Raw genomic sequence first — 24,463 nt, 5'->3', positions numbered from 1 at the left:
TTCGAGTGAGTCGCACAATAGGACTCTTTCCCCGGTGGCGCCCGACCGGGTGATATAGGAGATATTTCCCGGGTTTGCGGGGAGCGCCGCCGGGGCGGCATTTGTCGATCACGAATGTGGTATAGGCTTTCGTCGTATTCGTGCGAAGGTGAGGGTCAGGTGGCCGGTCCGCGGCACGGCGAGCTGGACCCCACGCCGAACGGTGAGATCAGGTATGACGTCCCCGGCGCGGCGCGCGTCTGGAACTACTGGATGGGCGGCAAGGACTACTATCCGGTCGACAAAGAGGCTGGTGACGCCGCTCTCGAGCTGTTCGACATGCGTACCGTGGCGAGGCAGTCCCGGGAGTTTCTCATCCGGGTGGTGCGCTACCTGGCCGGTGAGGCCGGGATTCGTCAGTTCCTGGATATCGGCACCGGGCTGCCGACCATGCAAAACACTCACGAGATAGCCCAGTCGATCATACCGGACGCGCGGATCGTGTATGTCGACAACGACCCGATCGTCCTCGCGCATGCCCGGGCGCTGTTGACAAACACCACACCCGAAGGCGTCACCGCCTACATCGATGCGGACGCCCGCGACCCCGATCTGATCATTTCTGAAGCGCGGAACGTGTTGAACTTCAACGAGCCGATCACCGTCATGTTCATGGGCGTGCTCGGCCACATCGGCGACTTCGAGACGGCACGGTCGATCGTGGCGCGAGTGATGGATGCGGTGCCGTCGGGCAGCTACCTCGCCCACACCGAAGGCAACGACCTCGATCCCGAGTACGTGGCGATCTGCGAGGGCTACAGGTCGACGGGTGCACTGCCCTACATCCCACAGCCCATCGCCGAGATCCGCAGGCGCTTCGACGGGCTGGAGATGGTGGACCCCGGCCTGGTGCCCATCACGCTCTGGCGGCCGGACGCCCCTGAGCTGGGCGACGTGGTGCCGCTCGAGGGCCAGACGGGAGGGGTGGGACGAAAGCCGTGACCGCTGACCAAGGTGCCGAGGGGCCGACGCCGGTGCGTATCGCCGCCGCGCTGGCGGTGTTGCTGTGCGCCGCCGTGGCCGGCTGTTCGGGGGCGCCCGCACCGCCCGCGCCGGCCGCCCCGCGACTGCCGGCCGCCACCGGGGACGAACGGCTCTCGGACGTCTGCCCCGCGACGGTGGTCGTCCAGCAGGCCTGGGAGCCGGAGGCCGAGCACGCCGCGACGTACCAACTGGTCGGCCCCGGATACACGATCGACGCCGCCCGCAAGCGGATCAGCGGCCCATTGGTGGCCGGCGGCAAGGACACCGGGGTCCGCATCGAGATCCGGCCCGGCGGCGCCGCCGTCGGGTTCGCCACCGTCACCGCCCAGATGTACCTGGACCGCTCGATCACGCTCGGCGCGGTGGCCACCGACCTGGCGACGGGTACCTCGACCAGCCAGCCGGTCACCGCCGTGGTCGCGCCGCTGGCCAAGAGCCCGATGGCGCTGATGTGGGACCCGGCCAGCCACCCGGACTGGAACACCGCCGCCGACATCGGCCGGGCAGGGGCCAAGGTCTTGATGGCCCAGAGCAACACCGCCACCGCGCTGCTGACCGGCAAGGGCCTGGTCAGGCCCGAGCAGGTCGACACCGGCTACACCGGCTCGCCCGTCCGGTTCGTGACCGACCCGACCATCGCCCAACAGGCCTTCGCCACCAACGAGCCGTTCGTCTACCAACACGAGCTGACGACCTGGCGCAAGCCGGTGCGCTACCAACTGCTCGCCGACGTCGGCTTCAGCGTCTACCCCGAGGCACTGTCCGTACGCACCGCCGACCTCGAACCCCTGTCCGCCTGCCTGACCAGGCTGGTCCCGCTCATCCAACGCGCACAGCTCGACTACCTGGCCAACCCCGCCCCGACCAACAAACTGATCGTCGACGCCGTCGCCGCCTTCCACACCGGCTGGACCTACTCACCCGAGGCGGCCGACTACGCGGCGGCAACCATGACACGCCTCGGCGTGATCGCCAACGACACCAGCGGCCCACTCGGCGGCATGGACCCCGCCCGCGTCCAGGCCACCATCGACACCTTCGCACCCATCCTCGCCCGCGACGGCGCCCGAGTCCGCCCGAACCTCAAGGCCGAGGACATCGCCACCAACCGGTTCCTCAACCCGACCATCCGAACCCGCTAGCGTCCGCCGGCACGAGCATCCCGGCAAGCCCGAGCGCCCCGATCTCGTCGGAGGACAGCGCTCGCCCCGGATCCCGCAGGCGTGCCTGGGCGACGATCAGTGCCGCGATCTGGCGTTCGTCTCGGCTGGCGAGGCGCGCGGGGACACTCTCGTCGGCATCCTCGGGTCCCAGGTAGAGCCGTCCGGTGTGGTCGGAGGAGAGCGTGGCGGTCCAGCGGTGAGCGGTTCCCGCGCGGACCAGCGCCCCCGCTCGCGCGCGGTAGGTCTCGCACGCCAGGCCGGCGGTCCGCACCAGCCAGGCGACGAGATCCAGGTCGATGCCCTGGCAGGAGGGGCGAGCATCCGACGGGGCGGGGTGGCTCATCGGGTCACAAAGCGTACGGCGCTGATCACCGTGACCGTCATCGTCTCTCCGTTCGGCAGGGCGTACTCGCAGTGCTCGCCCTCCCTGACGCCGGTGAGTGCGGCACCGAGCGGGGAACTGGGAGAACAGACCTCGATGTCGAGGTGTACCCCTTCCTCGCGATCGGCGAGCAGAAATGTTTCGGTGTCCGGGTCATCGGCATAGCGGATGGTGACCAGCATTCCCGGCTCGGCGACGCCGTCGTCCGGCGGTTCGGCGCCCACCGACGAGTCCCGCAGTATCGCCCGCGGTTTGCGGATTCGCTGCCCGTCCTCGTTCGAGGACCCCGTCTGTTGCCGGACGAGGTCGGCAAGTTCCGCCTTCAACCGCTCGTGCGCGCCGTGGCTCAGCCAGGTGGGTTGGGTGTGCGTCATCGGTGTGGTCCTCGTTCGATCGGTCCGCAAAACGGCAGCTCGGGCCGCGTTCACGGCCACACTACGAGCCGCCGGAGGGTGGACGGGCGGTTCCGGGCGAACGCTGCCGGAGCCCGGCAGGGTTCGGGTTACCGAGACTGCGCTGATCCGCCCCTGTCATTCGGCTGGGCGGAGGTACAGTCGAAATTGAGGACCTCACATTCTCCCCATTTTTGAGGAGTGAGCTAAGCGGTCGAATGACCCGCCGGCGAATAGATTTTGGGTAAGGAGTGCCGATGGCGCGGTCGACGGACGCCGCCCCACCGAAACGCGTGGCGGTGATCGGGGCCGGCATGGTGGGGCTGGCGACGGCGTGGTTCCTGCGCGAGCGCGGGGTCGAGGTGACGGTGTTCGAGCGGCGTCGGGTGGCGGCCGGCGCGTCGTGGGGGAACGCCGGATGGTTGGCCCCGGCGCTGACCACCCCGCTGCCGGAGCCCGCCGTGCTCCGCTACGGCGTCCGGGCGGTGCTCGACCCGGCGTCCCCGGTCTACCTGCCGCCGAGGGCCGACCCTCGGCTGTGGCGGTTCCTGGTCGGTTTCGCGCGGCACTGCACCCCCGCGCGGTGGCGGCGGGCCATGGCGGCCTACCGGGAGGCCAACGCGCGGGCGCTGGACGCCTTCGACGCGTTGCGCGACGACGGCATCGTCGCCCCGACGCATCCGGCACGACCGTTCCTCGCCTGTTTCCGTACCGCGCGGGACCGTCGCGGCCTGCTCGACGAGCTCACCGAGATGCGGCTGGGCGGGCAGGACGTCGAGTTCGAGGTGCTCGACGGGGCGCAGGCCCGCGAGCTGGAACCGGCGCTGACCGAGAACGTCGGGGCCGCCCTGCGGCTCGACGGCCAGCGGTTCATCAACCCTCCGGAGTACGTTCGGTCGCTGGCCGAGGCGGTGCGGGCGCGCGGAGCGGTCATCCATGAGCACACCGAGGTGCGCGAGCTGGGCGAGGCCGCCGGCGGGGTGCTGGTTCACGCGCACGGACAGCGGCACCGTTACGACGCCGTGGTCGTCGCCGCGGGCGCCTGGCTCAACCAGCTCACCGGCCGGTTCGGGGTGCGGATGCCGGTGCAGGCCGGCCGGGGCTACAGCTTCAGCGTGGCCACCGCGCACCCGCCGGCCGGGCCGATCTACCTGCCCACGCAGCGGGTGGCGTGCACACCGTTGGACGGGCGGCTGCGGGTCGCCGGGATGATGGAGTTCCGCCGCCCGGACGATCCGTTGGACCCGCGCCGCATCCGCGCGGTGTCGAACGCGGCGCGGCCGTTCCTGCGCGGTGTCGAGCCGGGCAGCCGGCGCGACGAATGGGTCGGTTCCCGCCCGTGCACCCCCGACGGGCTCCCGCTGGTCGGGCGGACCGCCGCGCCGGGCGTGTTCGTGGCGGGCGGGCACGGCATGTGGGGCATCGTGCTCGGGCCGCTCACCGGGCAGCTGCTGGCCGAGGCGATCACAACGGGGCGGACGCCGCCCGCGCTGGCGGCGTTCGATCCGCTGCGACCAGGTATCGGAGAGCGGAATGGCGACGTCGCGATCTGATTCTTCGACGACGCGGCCGCGCGGCGATCGGCTGGCGCCGCTGCTGCCCGCGCTGCGTGATGCCCTCGTACGCCAGCGCGCATTCCGGGTGGAGCAGCTGGCCGGCCACGGGGAGCGCGCGAGGTCGACGGCCGTTGCCGAGGTGAACCGGCAGGTGGCCGCCGGAGCGCAGCGCGCACTTGCCGATATCGACCGTGCGCTCGCCGCGCTGAACGCGGGGCGTTACGGCCGGTGCGAGAAGTGCGGCGTGGAGATTCCCCCGCAGATCCTGCTCGCCATTCCGCAGGCCCGGCTCTGCATGGAGTGCCACGCCAGGATCGGCCCGGCGTAGCCTCACCTCGAGGTGGCGAGATCCTGCTGCGGCCAGCCCAGCAGGCGCGCCCCGAGAACGGCCGCGTGCACGGTGAACCGGTGCGCCGGATCGGTGGGGTCGTAGCCGGTGAGGTTGGCGATCCGGCTGAGGCGGTAGCTCACCGCCCGAACGGACAGGTGCATCCGGCGCGCCGTCTCGGTGACCACGTTGCCGGCGGCGAAGTAGGCGTCCAGGGTCGCCAGCAGCGGCTCGGCGCCACCGCGGGCCCGGGCGAGCGGGCTGACCACCGTCTGGACGAGATCGGCGATGGCCGGCTGGTCGCGGAGCAGCACCCGATAGATCAGCAGCTCCTCGGGATGAATGACCGGCGTGTCCAGCCGCAGCCGAACCGCCATCATCAGGCCGTCGCGGGCCTCCTCGTAGGAACGGGCTATGCCGTAGGAGCCCGGGTAGGGCCGGCCCAGCGTGACCCGCCACGGGCCACCCTGGCGCAGGCGGCTCATCTCGGCGTGGATCAGGTCACCCAGGCTTCGGGAACCTGCCCTGCCGGCCTCCACCGGCGCCACCACCACGATGAAGCCGTCCTTGCTGGCGACCAGGATGTCCCTGTCCCCGAGCCACTGCACCGCCGCCCGCTCCAGCGAGCTGATCGCGCTCTGCAGGTCGGCCAGCCGCCCGGACGGCGCGGCCAGCGCCACCTGGTGCGGCTGCGCCATGTCCAGCCCGAACGGCTCCGCCCGCGCCATCAAGGCACCCACGTCGCCGTCGCCGCGCAGCAGGTCCTCGATCAGCTCGCGGCGCTGCGTCTCCTCGCGTCGCACCATGTCGCGCCGCGCCGCCGTGTAGCCCTCGGCGAGGCTCGCCACGGCGCGGTCCACCACCCGCAGTACCGCCTCCGCCGCGACGCCGACCGCCTCGCCGTCCGTCCCGTGCCGGACCCTCGGCAGCTCGCGCCACAGCCGCCACGCCGCCGAGAGGTACAGCTGCACGGCGTTGCCGGCCGACACCCCCAGCTCGGCGGCCCTGCGGCCGAGCAGGCCCACCGCCTCGAGATCCGCCCGGCCCGGCTCGCGGCCGGTCCGCGCCGCGTCCGCGAGCATCGGAAGGTAGTCGCCCAGCAGCTCCACCGGGACGCCACCGGCGCCGCGGCTGGCCTTGCGCGCCACCTCGGCGACCCAGGCGTCGTCGTCCCCCGACGGCCCGGCCGCGGCCGCACACGCCCGCCGTGTGTCGCTGATCATCTCGTCCACCACCTGTCGGCTACTTGCCGGCCTTCGGCAGCCCCGCCTGAACGGTGGGCTCGCTCCTGACCACGATTCTGCCAGCAATGGGCACGCCTGAACCGGCGGTAGTCCGGCAGTGACGGGGTGCGCTGGATCGGCACCGTCGGCGGATCGAAACTGCCGAACCTCGGCAACGAACGCCCCACGGACTTGTCTGGCACCACGCGTGTCGCCGTCTCCGCCGCCGCCGTTTGGTGGGATCCTACAAATCTGGGTCGTGATTGCGTGGTGCGTTCGTCCTAACGCAAGCGGTCGGTAGTCGGCAGGGTGGTGGGGCAAGTTCGGCGACGATCCGCACACGGGCCGTCGCCGTTGTCGTGTTCTCGCCACATGTGGGGTCTGGTTGGTGTTCGGTCGTATCGCCATCGTGAACAGGGGAGAGGCCGCCATGCGGCTGATCCATGCGGTCCGGGAGCTCAACGCGGAGGGGCCGCCGAAGATCGAGACCGTCGCCTTCCACACCGAGGCGGAGCGCACCGCGGCCTTCGTCAGGGAGGCGGACCTGGGCTTCTGCCTCGGCCCGGCGGCGGCACGTCCGTACCTGGACCTCGACGTGCTCGAACGCGCCCTGCGCGAGACGCGGGCCGACGCGGTGTGGGTCGGGTGGGGCTTCGTGGCCGAGGACCCGGCGTTCGCCGAGCTGTGCGAGAAGCTGGGGGTGACGTTCGTCGGCCCGAGCCCGGAGGCGATGCGCCGGCTGGGGGACAAGATCGGCGCGAAGCTGCTGGCCGAGGAGGTCGGGGTCCCGGTGGCGCCGTGGAGCCGGGGCGCGGTCGAGGACATCGACGGCGCGCTGGCCTCGGCCGGGGAGATCGGCTACCCGCTGATGCTCAAGGCCACGGCGGGCGGCGGCGGCCGGGGCATCCGGGTGGTCCGGTCCGACGCGGAGCTGCGGGACGCCTACGAGCGGACCAGCCTGGAGGCGCGGCGCGCGTTCGGCAGCGGCGTGGTGTTCCTGGAGCGGCAGGTGACCGGGGCCCGGCACGTCGAGGTCCAGGTCATCGCGGACGGGCAGGGCACCGCGTGGGCGCTGGGGGTGCGGGACTGCTCGGTGCAGCGCCGCAACCAGAAGCTCATCGAGGAGTCCGCGTCGCCGGTGCTGGACGCCGGGCGGGCGCGCGAGCTGAAGGACGCCGCCGAGCGGCTGGCGCTGGCGGTGGGCTACCGGGGCGCCGGCACCGTGGAGTTCCTGTACCGGCCGGAGGAGGACCTGTTCGCCTTCCTGGAGGTCAACACGCGGCTGCAGGTCGAGCACCCGGTCACCGAGGCGACGACCGGCATGGACCTGGTCAAGGCCCAGCTGCGGGTGGCGGCGGGCGGCACGCTGGACGGCGACGCCCCGCCCGAGGTCGGGCACGCGATCCAGGCCCGGCTCAACGCCGAGGACCCGGACCGCGACTTCGCGCCGGCACCCGGCCGGATCGCCCGGCTGGAGCTGCCGGCTGGCCCCGGCATCCGCGTCGACACCGGGGTGAGCGAGGGCGACACCATCCCGTCCGACTTCGACTCGATGATCGCCAAGATCATCGCTTACGGCCGGACCCGCGAGGAGGCGCTCGGCCGGCTGCGCCGCGCGCTCGCCCAGACCACGGTGATCATCGAGGGCGGGACGACGAACAAGAGCTTCCTGCTCACCCTGCTCGACCAGCCCGAGGTGATCGACGGCAGCGCGGACACCGGTTGGATCGACCGGGTGCGCGCCGAGGGCCGCCTGGTCCGCGAGGACGGCTCCGGGGTCGCGCTGGCCGCGGCGGCGATCGAGGCCTACGAGGACGAGGAGCGGGTCGAGCTGCGGCGGTTGCTGGCCACCGCGCACGGCGGCCGCCCGCAGGTCCAGCACGAGGGCGGCCGCGCGATCGAGCTGAAGCTGCGCGGCGCCGGCTACCGGGTGACGGTGGCCAGGATGGGCTCGCGGCGGTTCCGGGTGGGCTTCCTGGACGGAGCGGGCGACGTTCGGACCGTGGACGTCGAGCTGGAGCGGTTCGACGCGCACACCGGTCAGATCGTGGTCAACGGGCAGCGGTTCCGGCTGGTCACCGGCACGCACGGCCCGATCCACCTGGTCGAGGTGGACGGCGTGGCGCACCGGATCAGCCGCGACGAGGGCGGCGTGCTCCGGTCCGACGCGCCTGCGCTGGTGGTGGCCACCCCGCTGGAGGTGGGTGCCGAGGTGGAGGCCGGCGCGCCGGTGCTGGTCCTGGAGAGCATGAAGATGGAGACGGTGCTGCGCGCGCCGTTCCGGGCGAGGCTGCGGGAGCGGCTGGTCGCGGTCGGGAGCCAGGTGGAGACCGGCGCCCCGCTGCTGCGCCTGGAGCCGATCGGCGCGAACGGCGGCGCGCCCGCGAGCACGCAGCGGCGCCCCTCGGACCTGGCGCTGCCGCCCGAGCCGGACGCCCCGTCGGCGCTCGACCGGGTCAACCGGGGGCTGCGGGACCTGCGCGGGCGCCTGCTCGGGTTCGACCTCGACCCGCACGAGCGGGAGCGGACCCTTCCCGAGTACCTCGCCGCGCGCGCCGAGCTGGCGGCCTCCGGGCACGCGCCGCTCACCCCGGAGGTGGAGCTGCTGCGGGTCTTCGCCGACCTGTCCGAGCTGAGCCGCAACAGGCCCGCCGAGGAGGAGGACGCCTCGGCGGAGACCCGGGTGCACAGCCCGCGCGAGTTCTTCCACACCTACCTGCAGAGCCTCGACGTCGAGCGGGCCGGGCTGTCCGAGACGTTCCAGGCCCGGCTCACCCGGGTGGTCGAGCACTACGGCGTCGACGGCCTGGACCGGACCCCCGCGCTGGAGGAGGCGGTGTTCCGGATCTTCCTGGCCCAGCGGCGGGCCGCCTCGGACGTGGCGGTGGTGACCGCGCTGCTGCGGCGGTGGCTGGCGGAGCCGGCGCCGCCGGCCTCGGCGCAGGAGACGGTGGGCCAGGCGCTGGAGCACCTGATCGTGGCGACCCAGGTGCGCTTCCCGGTGGTCGGTGACCTGGCCAGGGGCGTGGTGTTCCGCTGGTTCGCCCAGCCGCTGTTGCGCCGCACCCGCGCCGGCGTCTACGCGGGCGTGCGCAAGCACCTGCGCCACCTCGACCGGCACCCCGACGCGCCGGACCGCGACGAGCGGATCGCCGCCATGGTGGCCAGCCCGGAGCCGCTGGTGCGGCTGCTCGGCCAGCGGATCGGCCGCAACGGCAACGACACCGACCCGGGGCCGCTGCTGGAGGTGATGAGCCGGCGCTACTACCGGGACCGGGCGCTGGAGGACGTGCGCTGCCGCCGGCACGGGCACCGCTCGCTGGTCACGGCCGAGTACGACCTGGACGGCGCGCGGCTGCGGCTGGTCGCCACGGCCGCCGACTTCTCCGAGCTGGCCGAGGCGGTCCAGGCGGTCCGCGCGGTGACCGGCGAGGACGACGCCGAGCTGGTCGCGGACATCTACCTGTCCTGGAGCGACCAGCCGGCCGATCCCGACGCGACGGCCGGCGCGGTGCGCGACGCGCTGGCGGAGCTGCCGCTGCCGCGCCGGTTGCGGCGGGTGACGACCACGGTGGCCGGCCGTCCCGGCACCGCGATGCACCACCACTTCACCTTCCGCCCCGCCGAGGGCGGGCTGCGCGAGGAGCGCCTCATCCGAGGCCTGCACCCGCTGGTCGCCCAACGGCTGCAGCTGCGGCGGCTGGAGAACTTCGAGCTCACCCGGCTGCCGTCGGCCGACGAGGAGGTGCACCTGTTCCGCTGCGTCGCGCCGGAGAACCCCGCCGACGAGCGGCTGGTCGCGATGGCGCAGGTCCGCGACCTGACGCCGCTGCGCGACGCGGACGGCCGGATCGCCGCGCTGCCGGCCACCGAAGCGGTGCTGGACGCCTGCCTGGACGCGATCCGCCAGGAACAGGCCCGCCGCCCGGCCAAGAAGCGGCTCGACACCAACCGGGTGGTGCTCTACGTGTGGCCGCCCAGCGACCTGTCCGAGCGGGACCTCAACACGGTGATCGCGCGGGTGACGCCGAGGACGGCGGCGGCCGGGCTGGAGGAGGTGCTCTGCCTGGGCCGGCGGCTCGACCGCTCCGGCGGCCGGCGCGAGTTCGCGCTGCGGCTGTCCTACCAGGGCGGATCGGGCCCTCGCGTGGAGATGACGGAACCGCCGACCGACCTGGTCGAGCCGTTGGACGCCTACGGGCAGACGGTGTTGCGGGCGCGGCGCCGAGGCACCGTCTACCCGTACGAGCTGGTCGACGCGGTGGCCGGCCCCGGCGGTCGGTTCGTCGAGCACGACCTGGACGCCGACACCGGCGCGCTGGTCCCGGTGGACCGGCCCAAGGGCCGCAACAGCGCGGCCATCGTGGCCGGTGTGGCCAGCACGCCGACCGAGCGGCACCCGGAGGGCGTCACCCGCGTGGTGCTGCTGGGCGACCCGACCAAGGCGCTCGGCGCGCTGGCCGAGCCGGAGTGCGCGCGGGTGATCGCCGCGCTGGACCTCGCGGAGCGCGAGGGCGTGCCGGTGGAGTGGTACGCGCTGTCGGCGGGCGCGCGCATCTCGATGGACTCCGGCACCGAGAACATGGACTGGGTGGCCGCCGCGCTGAAGCGGATAGTGCACTTCACCCAGGCCGGCGGCGAGATCAACGTCGTGGTGGCCGGCATCAACGTCGGCGCGCAGCCGTACTGGAACGCCGAGGCCACCATGCTCATGCACACCAAGGGGATCCTGGTGATGACGCCGGACTCGGCGATGGTGCTGACCGGCAAGCAGTCGCTGGACTTCTCCGGTGGTGTCTCGGCGGAGGACAACTTCGGCATCGGCGGCTACGACCGGGTGATGGGCCCCAACGGCCAGGCCCAGTACTGGGCGCCGAACCTCGCCGGGGCGCGGCGGGTGCTGATGACGCACTACGACCACACCTACGTCGTGCCGGGCGAGCCGTCCCCGCGCCGCGCGCGCACGTCCGACCCGGTCGACAGGGACATCTCCGGCTACCCGCACGCCGCGGTCGGCAGCGACTTCAGCACGGTCGGGCAGATCTTCGCCCCGGAGACGAACCCCGACCGCAAGAAGGCCTTCGACATCCGCACCGTGATGCGGGCCGTCGCCGACCAGGACCACCCGGTGCTGGAACGCTGGGCGGGGATGGCCGACGCGGAGACGGCGGTGGTCCAGGACGCGCACCTCGGCGGCACGCCGGTCTGCCTGGTCGGCATCGAGTCGCGGTCGGTGCCCCGCCGGGGCTTCCCGCCCACCGACGGGCCGGACACCTACACCTCGGGCACGCTGTTCCCCCGCTCGTCGAAGAAGGTGGCCCGCGCGATCAACGCGGCCAGCGGGAACCGTCCGCTGGTGGTGCTGGCCAACCTGTCGGGCTTCGACGGCTCACCCGAGTCGATGCGCAAGCTGCAGCTGGAGTACGGCGCCGAGATCGGGCGGGCGGTGGTGAACTTCGAGGGCCGGATCGTGTTCTGCGTGATCTCCCGCTACCACGGCGGGGCCTTCGTGGTCTTCTCCAAGGCGCTCAACCCGAACATGACGGTGCTGGCGGTCGAGGGGTCGTTCGCCTCGGTGATCGGCGGCGCCCCGGCCGCGGCGGTGGTGTTCGCCGCGGAGGTCAACGCCCGCACCGCGAAGGACCCGAGGGTGCGCGAGCTGGAGGCCCGCGTCGCGGAGGCCACCGACGTCCAGCGCGTCACACTCGCGGGCGAGTTGGCGGAGCTGCGGACCTCGGTGCGGGCGGAGAAGCTCGGCGAGGTGGCCGCGCAGTTCGACGGGGTGCACAGCATCCAGCGCGCGGTGGCCGTCGGGTCGGTGGACGCGATCATCCACCCCGGCCGGCTGCGCCCGGAGATCATCGCCGCGGTCGAGCGCCAGCCGGCGACTCAGGGCTTGCGGGCCACGCCGCCGTAGGCGTCGACCGCTTCCGGCGTGCCCGGGTCGATCGGGTCCGGGCGCCACCGGGAGATCGACACCAGCCCCGGCTCGACCAGGTCGAGGCCGTCGAAGAACCGGCTCATCTGCTCGGGGGTGCGCACGATGTAGGGGACCGCGCCGGTCTCGTTGTAGTCCGAGTGCGCCCGGATGGTGGCCTCGCTGGTGGCGGCGCCGTCGTACTGCACCAGGTAGCTGCCCGACGGCACGGCGGCCATCACGGTGGTCACGATCGAGCGGGCCCGCTCGTAGTCGGCGATGTGGCCGAGCGAGCCCATGAACATCACCGCGACCGGCCGGTTGAGGTTGAGCACGTTGCGGACGTCGGACACGATCAGGTCCGGATCGTGCAGGTCGGCGTCCAGGTAGGTGGTCACGCCCTCGGGCGTGGTGTTGCGCAGCAGCGCGCGGGCGTGCGCGAGCACCATCGGGTCGTGGTCGACGTAGACGATCCGCGACTCCGGGGCGGCGGCCTGGGCGACCTCGTGGGTGTTCTGCATGGTCGGCAGGCCGGTGCCCAGGTCGAGGAACTGCCGCATGCCGGCCTCCGAGGCCAGGAAGCGGACCGCGCGGATGAGGTACTGCCGGGACTGCTTGGCCATGTCGACGATGCCGGGTGAGGTCGCGGCGAACCGGTCGCCTTCCTCGCGGTCCACCGGGTAGTTGTCCTTGCCGCCCATCCAGTAGTTCCAGATCCGCGCCGAACACGGCACGTCGAACCGGATCTTGGCCGCAAGCTCGGGGTTGATCGCATCGGTCATGAGGCCTCCCACTCCCGAATGGCGACGGCCCACCGCCCGAGGGGCCGTACGACACAGGCTTCCACGGCCGCCGGGCGGTGCGAAGGGGTCGACCGCCGCCGCGCGTCGAGCGGCTCGGCCGAGGCCGCCGGGGCGGGTGGTAACGGATCGCGACGATTGGCGATATAGCACAGGTCATCCTCGGTTTCGTGGCGCCGCGCGGTGGTGCGGGAGGTGGTGTTGGCGTGGACGATCGGCTCGACCCGGCCGAAGTGGTGGCGATCCGGGTCGACGACGAGGCGCTCGACGCGCTCGGTTCGGATCACCCGGTGGGCCTGCATGTGATGCTCGGCGGGCCCGCGGACGACAGGCGCCTGCTGTCGTTGCTGTGGGCCTGGCGGGCCGACATCGACTCCGAGCCGTGGCCCGAACCGGTTCCGTTCGAGGTCGCGCGCCCCGCCGCGGGCAGGGTGCCCCGGTGGCGGCGTCGGAGGCTGGTGCCGCTGGCCACCGCGGCCACGATCACGGTGTTCGCCCTGTCCGGGATCGCCGCCGGTGCCAGCTCCGCGCGCCCCGGCGACCCGCTGTGGCCGGTGGCCAGGACGCTGGGTGGCGATCGGGCCAGGTCGGTCGAGGCCGCCTACCGCGCCGCGGCCGCGATCACGACGGCGCGGCGGGCACTGGCCGTCGGCCGTGCCGGCGAGGCCCGCTCCGCGCTCGCCGCCGCGGCGGTCGACCTGGAGCACGTACACGACCCCGACGCCCGCCGGGAGCTGGAACGGACCAGCTCCACGCTCCGGGAGACCGCCGAGACCAGCCCGGAGGGCGAACGGGTCGACACCGACGAACACGGCTCGCCCACGGACCCCTCCCGCCACCGGCCGTGTCGCCCCGGCGACCCCGGCCAGCTGGGCAGGCCCGCCCCTTCGGCGCCCGGATGCGGCGCGACCTCCCCGAGCGCGACGCCGAGCCCCACCGAGCACCCCGGCCGGCCCGATCCGCGAGCCAGCCGGCGCGGCGGGTCGAGCCTCGCCACCCCGTCCCCGATTCCCCGGCCGATTCCCCGGCCGATTCCCCGGCCGAGGCCCCAGGCCGACCCCACACCGACCCAGAAGCGCTCCACCCGACCCACCCCGGCGCCGGGGTCGGCCAGCCGAACCGCCACGCCCACACCGCCGCCTCGGTCCCGAAAGCCGCCCGCATCGACCACGACGACCGAGCCGAGCGGCCGTGCCTCGGCCACCGCCCCACGCGAACCGGGGCCGACGCGACACACGCCGCCGAGGTGAGGTGTGTCAAAGAGAGGTCGGTCGCGGGCGTGATCCGGTGGGGCTGAAGAATTCGCGGTGAGTCTTGTGGTCACCGGTAGGTAGGAGGTTCCTGGGTGCGGGGGGTTCTGGTCGCGGCGGGCGTCGCGTTGGCGGTGTCGGTCCTGCTCACCCCGTTTCTGATCCTGTTGTTCACCCGGCGGGGGTTCGGTCAGGAGATCCGTGCCGAGGGGCCGGCCAGCCACCGGGCCAAGCGTGGCACGCCCACCATGGGCGGGATCGCGATCCTGGCCGCGATGTGGGTGGGGTATCTGGTGGCGAGCCTGACGGCCGGCGAGCACGACGGCGGGCCGACCGCGTCCGCCTGGCTGGTGCTGCTGCTCACCAGCTGCCTGGGGACCGTCGGTTTCGTCGACGACCTGATCAAGCTGCGGCGGCGGCGCAACCTGGGGCTGAACAAGGCGTCGAAGCTGGCCGGCCAGTTGGTGACGGCGGTGGTGTTCGGGATCCTCGCGTTGCGTTTCGCCAACTCCTCGGGCGTGACCCCGGCCTCGCCCGGCCCGTCGTTCGTGCGTGACATCACGGTCATCTCGTTCGGCGCGGTGGGTTTCGTGGTGTTCGCCTACCTGCTGATCAGCGCCTGGTCGAACGCGGTGAACCTGACCGATGGGCTCGACGGGCTGGCTGCCGGCACCTCGGCGATGGTGCTGGGCACCTACGTGATCATCGGATATGGGCAGTTCCGGCATTGGTGCTCGTCCTCGCCGATGGAGCTGGGCTGCTACGTGGTGCGCGATCCGCTGGACGTGGCGCTCGTCGCGGCCGCGGCGGCCGGTGGCTGCATCGGGTTCCTGTGGTGGAATGCCGCGCCCGCCCGGATCTTCATGGGCGACACCGGTTCGCTGGCGCTGGGCGGGCTGATCGCCGGGCTGTCCATCGTCACCCGCACCGAGCTGTTGGTCGTGATCATCGGCGGGGTGTTCGTCGTGGAGGCGCTGTCGGTGCTGCTGCAGATCGTCGTGTTCCGCACCACCCGGCGCCGGCTGTTCCGAATGGCGCCGTTCCACCACCACTTCGAGCTGGGCGGCTGGGCGGAGACGACCGTGATCACCCGGTTCTGGCTGGTCGGCGCGATGTGCTGCGCGGCGGGCCTGGCCATCTTCTACGGCGAGTGGCTCGACACCGCGTCGGTGCGCTGAGAGCGCTCGGTTCCGGCCGGAAAATGCCGGGGCCGTCGCTCCCCAGCGACGGCCCCGGTGCGGTGCTCCCCAGCTCCGGCTCTCGGTCTACCCGGCCCGCGCGCCGGCGAAACATCGCGCCCACACACAGCCTGTTCGGTCAAGCTCGGTAGCGGTTGACGGCGGAGTCGTTCAGCTCGATGCCGAAACCGGGCCGGTCGGTGAGCGGGAGCGCGCCGTCCCGCACGGTCAGCGGGGTGGCCATGATCGGTTGCCACCAGGGCTGGTACTCCTGCCACACCGCGTTGGGGCAGGCGGCGGCGAGATGCGCCGAGTGCTCCATGAACAGGTGCGGCGTCACCGGGATCCCGAAGCCCTCGCAGGTGTGCGCGACCTTCATCCATTCGGTGACGCCGCCCATGCGCATCAGGTCGGGCATCAGGTAGTCGGCCGCCCGGTGCCGGGCCAGTTCGAGCATCTCGTCCTTGAGGAACTGCGACTCGCCCGTGCACAGTGGCATGGCCAGCGCTCGCGTGGCGCGGGCGTAATCCTCCAGGTGGGTGTGGGGGAGCGGTTCCTCCAGCCAGAACAGGTCGTACTCGGCCAGGCGCCGGCCCATGTCCAGCGTCCGCTTGAGGTCCCATGCCTGGTTGGCGTCGACCATGAGCTTGACGTCCGGGCCGATGGCCTCCCGGACGATCCGGACCCTGGCCACGTCCTCGTCGGCGTCGGCGAGCCCGGCCCTCATCTTGACCGCCCGGAAGCCCTGGTCGACCAGCGCGCGGGCCTCGGCGGCCAGCTCGTCGCGGTCGCGGTCGAGCCACAGGCCCTGGCTGGCGTACACCTCGATCCGGTCGCGACAGCCGCCGAGCAGCCGGTGGACGGGCTGGCCGGCGGCCTTGCCGGCGATGTCCCAGCAGGCCGTGTCCAGTGCCGAGACCGCCAGCGCCGCCATCCCGCGCCGGCCGATGAACCCGACGGCCTTCGCCAGCCGCGCCCACAGCGCCTCGGTGCGCAGCGCGTCCGAACCGGTGAGGGTCTCGCCGAGGTCCTCGATGAGCCGGACCAGGCTGGCCACCCGTCCCCGCCCGAACGCGAAGCTCCAGGCCACGCCCTCGTGGCCGCCCCGGGTGCGGACCCGGACCAGCGCGGTGTCGATGGCCGGGATCGGGAACGCGGCGGTGACCAACGGGCGCTGCAGCGGGATGGACAGCTGGGTGGTGGCGATGTCGGTGATCACGGTGTCAGCGGGCATGAGAGTCACTCCTCCGGGGTCGTGTTCAGCAGCGCGCGCACGCGCCGGGGGGTGAGCGGCAACTCCCGCACCCGGTCGCCGCGTTCGCCGAGGGCGTCGGCGACCGCGTTGGCCACGGCGGCCGGGGTGCCGACCATCCCGGACTCGCCGCCGCCCTTGAGCCCGAGCGGGTTGCCCGGGGTCGGGTGCTCCACCACGATCACCTCGATGTCCGGCAGCTCGCCGACGGTGGGCAGCAGGTAGTCGCTGAACGAGGTCGCGGTGGGCTGTCCGTTCTCGTCGTAGGTCAGCTCTTCGAGCAGCGCGCCGCCGATGCCCTGCGCGGCCGCGCCCACCAGCTGGCCGCGCAGCAGCGCCGGGTTCACCGCGCGCCCCACGTCGTGCAGCACCACGTGGCGCAGCACGCTCACCTTTCCGGTCGCCCGGTCCACCCGCACCAGGGACAGTGCCGCCCCGAACGAGAAGCTCGGGTGCGGCTTCTCGAACCGGCCGTGCGCGGGGCCGAGCTTGCCGAGGGGAATCGAGTCGCCGGCGCCGGTCCGGGCGTGGCCGTCGACCAGCTCGACCTCCGAGGGCGCCGCGCCCAGCTCGGTGGCCGCCCGCTCGCGCAGGTCCCGGGCGGCGAGCACTATCGCGTTGCCGGCGAGCACGGTGGAGCGGCTGGCGAACGCGCCGAAGCCCATGGGCAGCTCCGCCGTGTCGCCGAACTCGACGGTGACGTCGTCCATGCCGACGCCCAGCGACTCGGCGGCGATCTGGGCCAGCACCGTCTCCACGCCCTGGCCCAGCGAGCCCACCGCGACGTGCACGGTGACCCGGCCGGTCGGCTCGATGACGATCTTCGCGTCCTCGTACGGGCCGATCGCGCCGACCTCGACGTACGTGGCGAGCCCGATCCCGACGCACTCACCCTCGCCGCGCCGGCGTTCCCGCTCGGCGCGCAGGCCGTCGTAGCCCGACCGCTCCAGCAGCGTGGCCAGCGAACCGGGGAAGTCACCGCTCTCGTAGGTGATCGGCGTGGGGTCCAGCTCGATGCGGTACGGCATGGCCGCCGCCGGGACGAGGTTGCGCCGCCGCAGCTCGGCCGGGTCCAGCCCGAGCCGCGCCGCCAGCCGGTCCAGCACGCGTTCCCGCACGAACGTGGCCTCGGTCATGCCGGGGCCTCGGAAGGTGCCGACGGGCGTGCGGTGGGTGAGCACGCCGGTGGACTCGACCTCGAACGCCGGCCATGCGTACGGACCCGCGATGTGCAGCGCGGGCAGCAGCTCGGGCAGGATGCCCTGGGAGCGCACGTAGCCGCCGTGGTCGCACCACGCCCGGTCGCGCAGCGCGAGCAGCCGCCCGTCCGAGGTGGCCGCGATCTCGATGTCGTGGACCTGCTCCCTGGCGTGGTTGGTGGCCACGAGGTGCTCGGCCCGGTCCTCGACCCAGCTCACCGGTCGGCCCAGCCGCAGCGCGAGGAAACACACCAGGAAGTCCTCGGGGTACGGCTCGCCGCGCACGCCGAAGCCGCCGCCGACGGTGGTCTCCGCGACCCGGATGCGGCCGGGCTCGATGCCCAGCATGGTGGCGAGCGCGTGGCGGGTGAAGTGCTTGACCTTCGCCCCGCCCCACAGCGTCAGCTCGCCGGTGTCCGGGTCGGGCTCGGCGAGCAGGCCTCGGGTCTCCAGCGGGACGGCGGTGGAGCGCCGCATCCGGATCCGGTCGGAGACCACCACGTCCGCCCGGCCGAACGCATCGGCCACGTCGCCGTGGGCCAGCCGGACGGTGTTGACGGTGTTGCTCCCGTGCTCGGCGTGGACCAGGGGTGCGCCCGGCGCCCTTGCGGCGTCGAGCTCGATGACCGGGTCCAGCTCGTCGAGGTCGACCCAGACCAGCTCGGCGGCGTCCTCCGCGAGGTACGGGTCGGTGGCCACCACGACCGCGACCGGTTCACCCACGTAACGGACCTGGTCGCGGGCCAGGGGCGGCTGCAGCAGGCGGTTCGCCTCCGGCGTCTCGAACATCGGCAGCCGGATCGGGATGCGGACGTCCGGGATGTCCTTGGCGGTGATCACGGCCAGCACCCCCGGCGCCGAGGCGGCCTCCTCGGTGTCGATGTGCGCGATGCGCGCGTGCGCCGACGAGCCGCGCACCACCCGCGCGTACACCTGGCCCTCGCGTCGGATGTCCGCGACGTAGCGCGCCGCGCCGGTCAGCAGCGGGATGTTCGCCCGCCTCGGCACCGATCGGCCGATGAGCCGCTCTGCCATGGTCACCGCTCCTCCCGAATGCGCCGAAGCGCCCGCTCGACCAGCACCGGGATGAGCGCGCCGTCCTCGCCCGCCCGGCAGTCCGCCGCCGCGGCCCTGGCCGCCGCCGCGATCGCCGCCTCGTCCAGCGGCGCGCCCTCCAGCGCCGCCTCCGCCTCGGCCGCCCGCGCCGGGACCGGGCCGACGCCGCCCAGCGCGATCCGGACCTGGTGCACCCGCCCGGTCTCGTCGGGCGTCAGCGCGACGGCGGTGGCGGCGCTGGCGAAGTCGCCCGCGCGGGTGCTGAACTCCTCGAACGCGCTGAGCCTGCCGGCGCCGGCGGCGGGGAAGCGGGCCTGCACCAGCATCTCGGTGGGTTCGAGCACGGTCATGAACGGGCCGGCGAAGAAGTCCTCGGCGCGGACCAGCCGCTCCCCGCCGGGCGAGCGGAGTACGAACTCGGCCTCCAGCGCCAGCGCCACCACCGGCAGCTCGGCGGACGGGTCGCCGTGGCTGATGCTCCCGCCGAAGGTGCCCCTGGTCCGGACCGGATAGTGCCCGATCAGCCCGGCGCACTCCCGGACCGCCCGCCACGGGCCGGTGAGATCGGCCCGCGACTGCAGCGCGGCATGGGTGACCAACGCCTGCACCCGCAGGCCGTCCGGGCCGGTCGCCACGTCGGACAACCCCGGAATGCGGCCGATGTCGACCAGGTGCGACGGCCGGGCCAGCCGGTAGGCCAGCAGCGGTATCAGGCTCTGCCCGCCGGCGAGCAGCTTGGCGTCCTCCCCGGCGTCCGCGAGCAGCTCCAGCGCCTCGGCCACCGAGCCGGCCCGCGCGTAGGCGAACGGCGGCGGCTTCATGACGCGGCCTGCTGGGCGTCGAGCACGGCCGCCATGATCGGGACGCCGCCGGTGCAGCGGCAGACGTTGGCGGTGAGCCGGTCCCTGACCTGCTCGGGGCCGGCGTCCGGGTCGCTGCGCAACAGCGCGGTGGCCAGCATGAGGAAACCCGGGGTGCAGAAACCGCACTGCAGGGCGCCGCCTCGGTGGAAGGCGCGCTGCAGCGCGTTCGGCCCGTCCTCGCCGGCGAGCCCCTCGACGGTGTCCACCCGCCGGTGCTCCGCCTGCACCGCCAGCGTCAGGCAGGACCTGACCGGGTCGTCGTCGAGCAGCACGGTGCACGAGCCGCAGACCCCGTGCTCGCAGCCCAGGTGCGTGCCCGTCAGCCCGTGCTCGCGCAGCGCGTCGGCGAGCGTGCGCCGGGGATGGACGTTCATCGTGGTCGGTGTCCCGTTCACGACCACCGTGCAGGGCGCCGGCTCGTCGGCCGCGCGCCACGGCGGGGGTGCCGTCTCTGACATCGGAAACCTCCTCAGCGAACCGTCGGTTGACGCCGACGCGACGATAAGACTATCAATATAGCTACATCCATAGTCAAATGACGGGAGACGAACATGCACTGCTGGCCGGCACCGGTGGTTCCCGAGGCGACCGAGCGGCAGCCGGGGTTCATGGCGCCCAACCTGAGCCCCAAGGGCCTGCGGCTGCTGCCGCACGAGCTCGCGGACGGCGTCTACGCGCTGATGGCGAACCAACTGCCGAAGGACAACAACGGCCTGGTCGTCGGCACCAGGGCGGCGCTGGTGATCGACGCGGGCATCACGCCAGGGGTGGGCCGTTACCTGCTCGGTGTGGCGCGCGAGCTGACCGACCGCCCGATCCGCTACCTGGCGAACACCACGTACCACGGTGACCACACGTTCGGGAACGTCGCGTTCGGCGACGACGTGGCGGTCGTGTCCTCCCGGCTGAACAAGGCGGCCATGACCGACCTGGAGGCCGAGAAGCGGATGCGCTCGGAGAGCATGTACGGCGACCCCGGCATGGAGGAGGTCGTCACCTGGCGCGAGCCCGACGTGGTGTTCGACAGGTTCTGCGAGATCGACCTGGGCGGGCGGGTGGTGCACCTGTGGCACTTCGGCAGCGGCAACGGCTCGGGGGACACGCTGGTCCACGTGCCGGACGCCCGGGTGGCCTGGGTCGGCAACTTCCTGCGGCGCGCCGGCATGCCGCCCATGCTGTTGGCCGGCGACCCGATCGGCTACACGCGCTCGATCCGGGCCATGAAGGCCACCTTGGAGCTGGACAGGTTCGTCCCCGGCCACGGCCCGCTCAGCGACGCCGAACCGTCGGTGAGCTGGATGCTCGCCTACCTGGAAGACCTGGCCGCCGGGGTCGACCAGCGGCTGCGCCAGGGCGTGCCGCTGGAGGACCTCTACGGCGCGATCCCGCTGCGCGACCCACTGCGGCTGCCGCCGGAGACCCCGGGCGCCGACCGTTTCCCCGCCCTGATGCAGTCGCTGCACGAGCTGAACATCCTTCTGGCCTACCGCTACCTCACCAAGATCGGCTCATCGGGCGAACGTCTTGGTTAGGTAGGCGGCCAGGTCATCGAGACCGCCGCCGAGCAGGGCGAGGTACCCGTCGGGGCGGACCAGGACCAGCCCGTCCCCGGCGATGCCGATCCGGGCGCCGGCGCGCGGGACCGTCACGGGCCGGATGTCGAACAGGTCGGTGCGGTCACCGAGTACGGCGCGCAGCCCGGGCGGCTCGGCGCCGAACACCAGCAGCGTGAACCTGTCCGGGTGCTGCGGCCCGATCTCGGGGAACCGGTCGCCGACCGCGAGCCGGCGGCCGTCGCTGCCGCCCGTGCCGTCGCGGTAGGACACGTCGAGCTGGGTGAGCGCCCGGGACAGGGTGCGCCGCACGAACGGTCGCGCGGTGATCCGAGGCGCGAGGTGGCGGCGGGCCGCCGTGGCGACCGGGGCGCGCAGCAGCGTCAGCCGGGTGGCCCGGCGGGTGCCGCGCACCAGCCGGTGCGCGACGGGGGAGCGCTCGCTGGCGTAGCTGTCCAGCAGCCCGGCGCCCGCCCGGCCGTTGGCGACCGCGGCGAGCTTCCAGCCGAGGTTGAACGCGTCCTGGATGCCGGTGTTCATGCCCTGCCCGCCGACCACCGAGTGCACATGCGCGGCGTCGCCGGCGAGGAACACCCGGCCGACCGAGTGCCGCGCCACCTTGCGCTGGTGGATGCGGAACCGCCCGGCCTCCCTGATGTCCCCGACGCGGGCGCCCGCCGGCGCGCACCTGTCGACGGCGGCCTGAAGCTCGTCGAGCGTCACCTCGCCGGTGGGGGCCGAGCCGGGACGGTAGGCGATGGTGATCCGGTGCAGCCCGCCCGGCATCGGGAAGTAGGCGACGAACCTGCCCCGGTTGAGGAACGAGTGGAAGACGTCGTGCGGCAGCGACCAGTCCATCCGCGCGTCGGCGACGGCGAAGTTCTCCTCGAACGGCCTGCCCAGGAACGGCACGCCCAGCCGGCGTCGCACCGCGCTGTGCGCGCCGTCGCAGCCGACCAGCCACGACACCCGCGCCCGCTCCACCGCGCCGTCGCCGTGCCGAAGCTCGACCTCGACCTCGTCCGGCCGCTGGGTGAAGCCCGTCAGCTCCACCGGCCGCTGCACCCGCACGCCGAGCTCCGCCAACCGCGCGGCCAGCAGCCGCTCCACCCTCGGCTGGGGCAGCATCAGCAGATAGGGGTGCGGCGTGTCCAGCCCGCGCAGGCTCATGTCCAGGAACTGGACGCCCTCGCTGAACAGCCTGAACTCGGTGACCGGCACCCCGTCGGCCACGGCGGCGCCGGCGAGCCCGAGGCGTTCGAACAGCTCCAGCGTCCTGGGCTGCACGCCGAGCGCCCTGGTCTCGCTGGTCGGGGCCTCGGCGGCGTCGACGACCCGCACCGCGACGCCCCGGCGGGCCAGCTCGACGGCCATCGCCAGGCCGGTCGGCCCGGCACCGACGACCAGCACCGGGGCGCTCATGAGCGTTCCCGGGAGATCGCGGTCAGGAAGAGGTCCACGTGCGCGTCGACGTCCATCCTCGGCGCCGGCGGCGCGCCCTCGCGCGGGGCGACAAGCAGCACGTTCAGCAGTGCGTGCACCACCAGGGGGCCGACGAACATGCGGGCGGCCGCGGTCGGGTCGACATCCGCGACCAGCCCCGCCCGCTGCCCGGCCAGCAGCAGCTCGGTGGTGGCCCGGAACGCCCGCCCCGGCACCGACGCCCGGAAGGTCTCGCCCACGTGCGGAAGCCGTGGGGTCTCGGCGATGACGATGCGCGCCAGCTCGATGTACTCGCGCTGCATCAGCTCGTCGCTCAGCTCGCGGGCCAGCCGGCGCAGCGCGCCGTCGAGGTCGGCCCGGTCGCGCAGGGACTCGACGGCGCCGGCGTCGGCCCGCCCGGCGGAGACGAGGTGTTCCAGTACGTCCGCCAGCACGGCTTCCTTGCTCGGGTAGCGGGAGTACAGCGTCTCCTTGGAGACGCCGGCCTCCTTGGCGAGGCTGGCCGTGCTGACGCGTTCGAAGCCGTGCCTCAGGAACAGCGTCTTGGCCGCCTGCCGGATCTGCAGGACCTTGACGTCCTGCCGGTCGCGCTCCGTCATCGGGCCTCCTGATCGTCTGAGTGCCGAACCGAACCGTACGGTACGACGCTACCAGGGCAGTTGCGACGGCCAACGTGACTCACCGCACAATTGACTGAGTACTCAGTCAACTCATACGGTGAGGGCGTCCCGAGACCCGGGGCATCGTGAGAAGGAGGTCAGTGATGCGCGCGACCCGTTGGCTTGACTGGACCAACCTGCTGCTCGGGCTGTACGTGTTGTTCGTCCCGCTGTTCACCCTCGACAGCGAGAACGGCTCGACGATCTGGACGGCCGAGGTGCTCGGCGCCGTGGTGGCGCTGACCGCCATCTGGGCGCTGGCCCAGCCGGCCAGCGCGGCGGCCGAGTGGACGCTCGCCTCGGCGGGCGTGCTGCTGCTGATTGCGCCGTTCGTGCTGTCGTACACCCACCTCACCGGCGCCGCGTGGAACGCCTACGTGGTCGGTGCGGTGGTGGCGGTGCTCGCGCTGTCGGCGCTGCCCTCGGTGAAGCGGCTGGGCGGCGGTTCGTCCAGCGGCGCGGGCCGGACCTACCCGACGCGCGAGCACATCTGAGCGCGTGGCGGAATTATCCGGTCCACCACGGGGCCGGCGTCGACCAGGCGCCGGCCCTTCGGCCATGCCCCGGGGGTGCCCGGGTGGACGCTGACCGGGAGGATCGTCGGGTGCCACGGAACGAGTCGAGCGAGCCGGCCGCCACCGAGGCGTCGGCTCGTGACAGGATCCTGCGCGCCGCCGAGGAGCTGTTCGCCGAGCGCGGTTTCGACCGCACCCCGACCGCCCGGATCGCCGAGGCGGCCGGCGTGCCGCACGGGCTGATCTTCTACCACTTCAAGACCAAGATGGGCCTGCTGCTGACCCTGGTCAGGGACTACGCGGCGGTCTTCGCCGTCGACCTCGACGCGTCCCGGCGCGGCGGCCCGGCCGGCGCGGACGCGCTCATCGGCGAGGTCGAGGACCTGTGGCGGGACATCCAGGACCGGCTGGGGCGTTACGGCCGCATGCGGAAGATCGTGTTTCAGGAGCTGGCCGCGCACCCCGAGATCCGGCAGCAGGCCCAGGAGCTGCGGGAGCTGGGCACCTCCTCGGTGGCGCGACGGCTCGCCCGCGCCACCGGGCACCCCGAGCCGCAGGCCCCGCACGTCATGGCGGGGCGCCTGATCGTCAGCGCCGCGGTCATGGGGGCGGTGATCCACGGCGAGCCCGACCCGGGGATCGACGCGGCGGGGCTGGCCAGGCTGCTCGCGCTCGGCCTGCGGCCGGACGGCGGTTCCTGACCGTCGTCAC

20 protein-coding genes are annotated in these 24,463 nt (G+C 73.1%); 10 read left to right on the top strand and 10 right to left on the bottom strand.

Going from position 1 to position 24,463, the window contains the following annotated elements; translation table 11 throughout:
* Window positions 1-159: 159 nt before the first annotated feature.
* Both N912_RS0109310 and N912_RS0109305 read left to right on the top strand, forming a co-directional pair.
* Window positions 160-981, top strand: coding sequence for an SAM-dependent methyltransferase (locus N912_RS0109310; protein ID WP_037063936.1), 822 nt, complete (start codon window positions 160-162; stop codon window positions 979-981).
* Entirely contained in the window at window positions 978-2,165 is a 1,188-nt protein-coding gene (locus tag N912_RS0109305) for a substrate-binding domain-containing protein (RefSeq protein ID WP_064745180.1), read from the top strand. Before N912_RS0109310 ends, N912_RS0109305 begins: the two co-directional genes overlap by 4 nt.
* Here the strand turns inward: N912_RS0109305 and N912_RS0109300 are convergent.
* Complete coding sequence (locus N912_RS0109300) at window positions 2,140-2,529, bottom strand: hypothetical protein (RefSeq protein WP_028922219.1); 390 nt, start codon at window positions 2,527-2,529, stop codon at window positions 2,140-2,142. The two genes, N912_RS0109305 and N912_RS0109300, sit on opposite strands and share 26 nt — an antisense overlap.
* Entirely contained in the window at window positions 2,526-2,942 is a 417-nt protein-coding gene (locus N912_RS0109295; protein WP_028922218.1) for a GreA/GreB family elongation factor, read from the bottom strand. The genes N912_RS0109300 and N912_RS0109295 overlap by 4 nt, the downstream gene beginning before the upstream one ends.
* A gap of 275 nt (window positions 2,943-3,217) precedes the next feature.
* On the opposite strand from N912_RS0109295, the gene N912_RS50610 reads away from it, so the two are divergent.
* Both N912_RS50610 and N912_RS65660 read left to right on the top strand, forming a co-directional pair.
* Window positions 3,218-4,513 (top strand): NAD(P)/FAD-dependent oxidoreductase, encoded by a 1,296-nt coding sequence (locus tag N912_RS50610; protein WP_051579971.1) that lies wholly within the window; start codon window positions 3,218-3,220, stop codon window positions 4,511-4,513.
* The gene (locus N912_RS65660) at window positions 4,494-4,844 is read left to right on the top strand and encodes a TraR/DksA family transcriptional regulator (RefSeq protein WP_051579882.1); all 351 of its coding nucleotides are present in this window, start codon (window positions 4,494-4,496) and stop codon (window positions 4,842-4,844) included. Before N912_RS50610 ends, N912_RS65660 begins: the two co-directional genes overlap by 20 nt.
* Window positions 4,845-4,846: 2 nt before the next feature.
* Here the strand turns inward: N912_RS65660 and N912_RS0109280 are convergent, their stop codons facing one another.
* Window positions 4,847-6,067, bottom strand: a complete 1,221-nt coding sequence (locus tag N912_RS0109280) for a PucR family transcriptional regulator (RefSeq protein WP_156993301.1) — start codon at window positions 6,065-6,067, stop codon at window positions 4,847-4,849.
* 388 nt (window positions 6,068-6,455) lie between these two features.
* On the opposite strand from N912_RS0109280, the gene N912_RS0109275 reads away from it, so the two are divergent.
* Window positions 6,456-11,984, top strand: a complete 5,529-nt coding sequence (locus N912_RS0109275) for an ATP-binding protein (RefSeq protein ID WP_028922215.1) — start codon at window positions 6,456-6,458, stop codon at window positions 11,982-11,984.
* Here the strand turns inward: N912_RS0109275 and N912_RS0109270 are convergent.
* A complete protein-coding gene (locus tag N912_RS0109270) occupies window positions 11,957-12,766 on the bottom strand; it encodes an SAM-dependent methyltransferase (protein ID WP_028922214.1) in 810 nt (269 codons plus the stop codon). The genes N912_RS0109275 and N912_RS0109270 overlap by 28 nt on opposite strands.
* A 224-nt stretch (window positions 12,767-12,990) precedes the next feature.
* On the opposite strand from N912_RS0109270, the gene N912_RS60100 reads away from it, so the two are divergent.
* Both N912_RS60100 and mraY read left to right on the top strand, forming a co-directional pair.
* Window positions 12,991-14,034, top strand: coding sequence for an anti-sigma-D factor RsdA (locus N912_RS60100; protein WP_051579881.1), 1,044 nt, complete (start codon window positions 12,991-12,993; stop codon window positions 14,032-14,034).
* Between the two features lie 95 nt (window positions 14,035-14,129).
* The gene (mraY, locus tag N912_RS0109260; protein ID WP_028922213.1) at window positions 14,130-15,212 is read left to right on the top strand and encodes a phospho-N-acetylmuramoyl-pentapeptide-transferase; all 1,083 of its coding nucleotides are present in this window, start codon (window positions 14,130-14,132) and stop codon (window positions 15,210-15,212) included.
* A 139-nt stretch (window positions 15,213-15,351) separates the two neighbouring features.
* Here the strand turns inward: mraY and N912_RS0109255 are convergent, their stop codons facing one another.
* From N912_RS0109255 to N912_RS0109240, 4 genes are read right to left on the bottom strand one after another with little or no spacing between them, the layout of a single operon-like run.
* Window positions 15,352-16,446 carry a mandelate racemase/muconate lactonizing enzyme family protein gene (locus N912_RS0109255; RefSeq protein ID WP_028922212.1) on the bottom strand — a complete coding sequence of 365 codons (1,095 nt, stop codon included), beginning with the start codon at window positions 16,444-16,446 and terminating at the stop codon, window positions 15,352-15,354.
* A 5-nt stretch (window positions 16,447-16,451) separates the two neighbouring features.
* Window positions 16,452-18,698 carry a xanthine dehydrogenase family protein molybdopterin-binding subunit gene (locus N912_RS0109250; RefSeq protein ID WP_028922211.1) on the bottom strand — a complete coding sequence of 749 codons (2,247 nt, stop codon included), beginning with the start codon at window positions 18,696-18,698 and terminating at the stop codon, window positions 16,452-16,454.
* Between the two features lie 2 nt (window positions 18,699-18,700).
* Entirely contained in the window at window positions 18,701-19,540 is an 840-nt protein-coding gene (locus N912_RS0109245) for an FAD binding domain-containing protein (RefSeq protein ID WP_028922210.1), read from the bottom strand.
* Complete coding sequence (locus N912_RS0109240) at window positions 19,537-20,040, bottom strand: (2Fe-2S)-binding protein (protein ID WP_051579880.1); 504 nt, start codon at window positions 20,038-20,040, stop codon at window positions 19,537-19,539. Before N912_RS0109240 ends, N912_RS0109245 begins: the two co-directional genes overlap by 4 nt.
* Window positions 20,041-20,133: 93 nt before the next feature.
* Here N912_RS0109240 and N912_RS0109235 point away from each other — a divergent pair, with 93 nt between their 5' ends.
* Window positions 20,134-21,114: an MBL fold metallo-hydrolase gene (locus tag N912_RS0109235; protein ID WP_028922208.1), complete on the top strand. Its 981-nt coding sequence runs from the start codon at window positions 20,134-20,136 to the stop codon at window positions 21,112-21,114.
* On the opposite strand, the gene N912_RS0109230 is transcribed toward N912_RS0109235, so the two are convergent.
* Both N912_RS0109230 and N912_RS0109225 read right to left on the bottom strand, forming a co-directional pair.
* Complete coding sequence (locus N912_RS0109230) at window positions 21,091-22,557, bottom strand: FAD-dependent monooxygenase (RefSeq protein ID WP_028922207.1); 1,467 nt, start codon at window positions 22,555-22,557, stop codon at window positions 21,091-21,093. The two genes, N912_RS0109235 and N912_RS0109230, sit on opposite strands and share 24 nt — an antisense overlap.
* On the bottom strand, window positions 22,554-23,177 hold the full coding sequence (locus N912_RS0109225) for a TetR/AcrR family transcriptional regulator (protein ID WP_028922206.1): 624 nt from the start codon (window positions 23,175-23,177) through the stop codon (window positions 22,554-22,556). The genes N912_RS0109230 and N912_RS0109225 overlap by 4 nt, the downstream gene beginning before the upstream one ends.
* 164 nt (window positions 23,178-23,341) lie before the next feature.
* Between N912_RS0109225 and N912_RS50595 the strand changes: the two genes are divergently transcribed.
* Window positions 23,342-23,731: an SPW repeat domain-containing protein gene (locus N912_RS50595; RefSeq protein ID WP_051579879.1), complete on the top strand. Its 390-nt coding sequence runs from the start codon at window positions 23,342-23,344 to the stop codon at window positions 23,729-23,731.
* Between the two features lie 110 nt (window positions 23,732-23,841).
* Window positions 23,842-24,453: a TetR/AcrR family transcriptional regulator gene (locus tag N912_RS50590; protein ID WP_037063057.1), complete on the top strand. Its 612-nt coding sequence runs from the start codon at window positions 23,842-23,844 to the stop codon at window positions 24,451-24,453.
* The last annotated feature ends 10 nt before the right edge of the window (window positions 24,454-24,463 follow it).

Source organism: Actinospineispora acaciae DSM 45401, assembly GCF_000620785.1.
GTDB classification, from domain to species: Bacteria; Actinomycetota; Actinomycetes; order Mycobacteriales; family Pseudonocardiaceae; genus Pseudonocardia; species Pseudonocardia acaciae.
The sequence above is the reverse complement of the archived record's forward strand: the minus strand, read 5'-3'. Positions and strand labels throughout refer to the sequence as shown.

Excerpts from the sequence above, each read along its gene's own strand:
- N912_RS0109300 (WP_028922219.1), bottom strand. The coding sequence starts at position 2,529 with ATGAGCCACCCCGCCCCGTCGGATGCTCGCCCCTCCTGCCAGGGCATC.
- N912_RS0109295 (WP_028922218.1), bottom strand. The coding sequence starts at position 2,942 with ATGACGCACACCCAACCCACCTGGCTGAGCCACGGCGCGCACGAGCGG.
- N912_RS50610 (WP_051579971.1), top strand. The coding sequence starts at position 3,218 with ATGGCGCGGTCGACGGACGCCGCCCCACCGAAACGCGTGGCGGTGATC.
- N912_RS65660 (WP_051579882.1), top strand. The coding sequence starts at position 4,494 with ATGGCGACGTCGCGATCTGATTCTTCGACGACGCGGCCGCGCGGCGAT.
- N912_RS0109280 (WP_156993301.1), bottom strand. The coding sequence starts at position 6,067 with ATGATCAGCGACACACGGCGGGCGTGTGCGGCCGCGGCCGGGCCGTCG.
- N912_RS0109270 (WP_028922214.1), bottom strand. The coding sequence starts at position 12,766 with ATGACCGATGCGATCAACCCCGAGCTTGCGGCCAAGATCCGGTTCGAC.
- N912_RS0109255 (WP_028922212.1), bottom strand. The coding sequence starts at position 16,446 with ATGCCCGCTGACACCGTGATCACCGACATCGCCACCACCCAGCTGTCC.
- N912_RS0109250 (WP_028922211.1), bottom strand. The coding sequence starts at position 18,698 with ATGGCAGAGCGGCTCATCGGCCGATCGGTGCCGAGGCGGGCGAACATC.
- N912_RS0109245 (WP_028922210.1), bottom strand. The coding sequence starts at position 19,540 with ATGAAGCCGCCGCCGTTCGCCTACGCGCGGGCCGGCTCGGTGGCCGAG.
- N912_RS0109240 (WP_051579880.1), bottom strand. The coding sequence starts at position 20,040 with ATGTCAGAGACGGCACCCCCGCCGTGGCGCGCGGCCGACGAGCCGGCG.
- N912_RS0109235 (WP_028922208.1), top strand. The coding sequence starts at position 20,134 with ATGCACTGCTGGCCGGCACCGGTGGTTCCCGAGGCGACCGAGCGGCAG.
- N912_RS0109230 (WP_028922207.1), bottom strand. The coding sequence starts at position 22,557 with ATGAGCGCCCCGGTGCTGGTCGTCGGTGCCGGGCCGACCGGCCTGGCG.
- N912_RS0109225 (WP_028922206.1), bottom strand. The coding sequence starts at position 23,177 with ATGACGGAGCGCGACCGGCAGGACGTCAAGGTCCTGCAGATCCGGCAG.
- N912_RS50595 (WP_051579879.1), top strand. The coding sequence starts at position 23,342 with ATGCGCGCGACCCGTTGGCTTGACTGGACCAACCTGCTGCTCGGGCTG.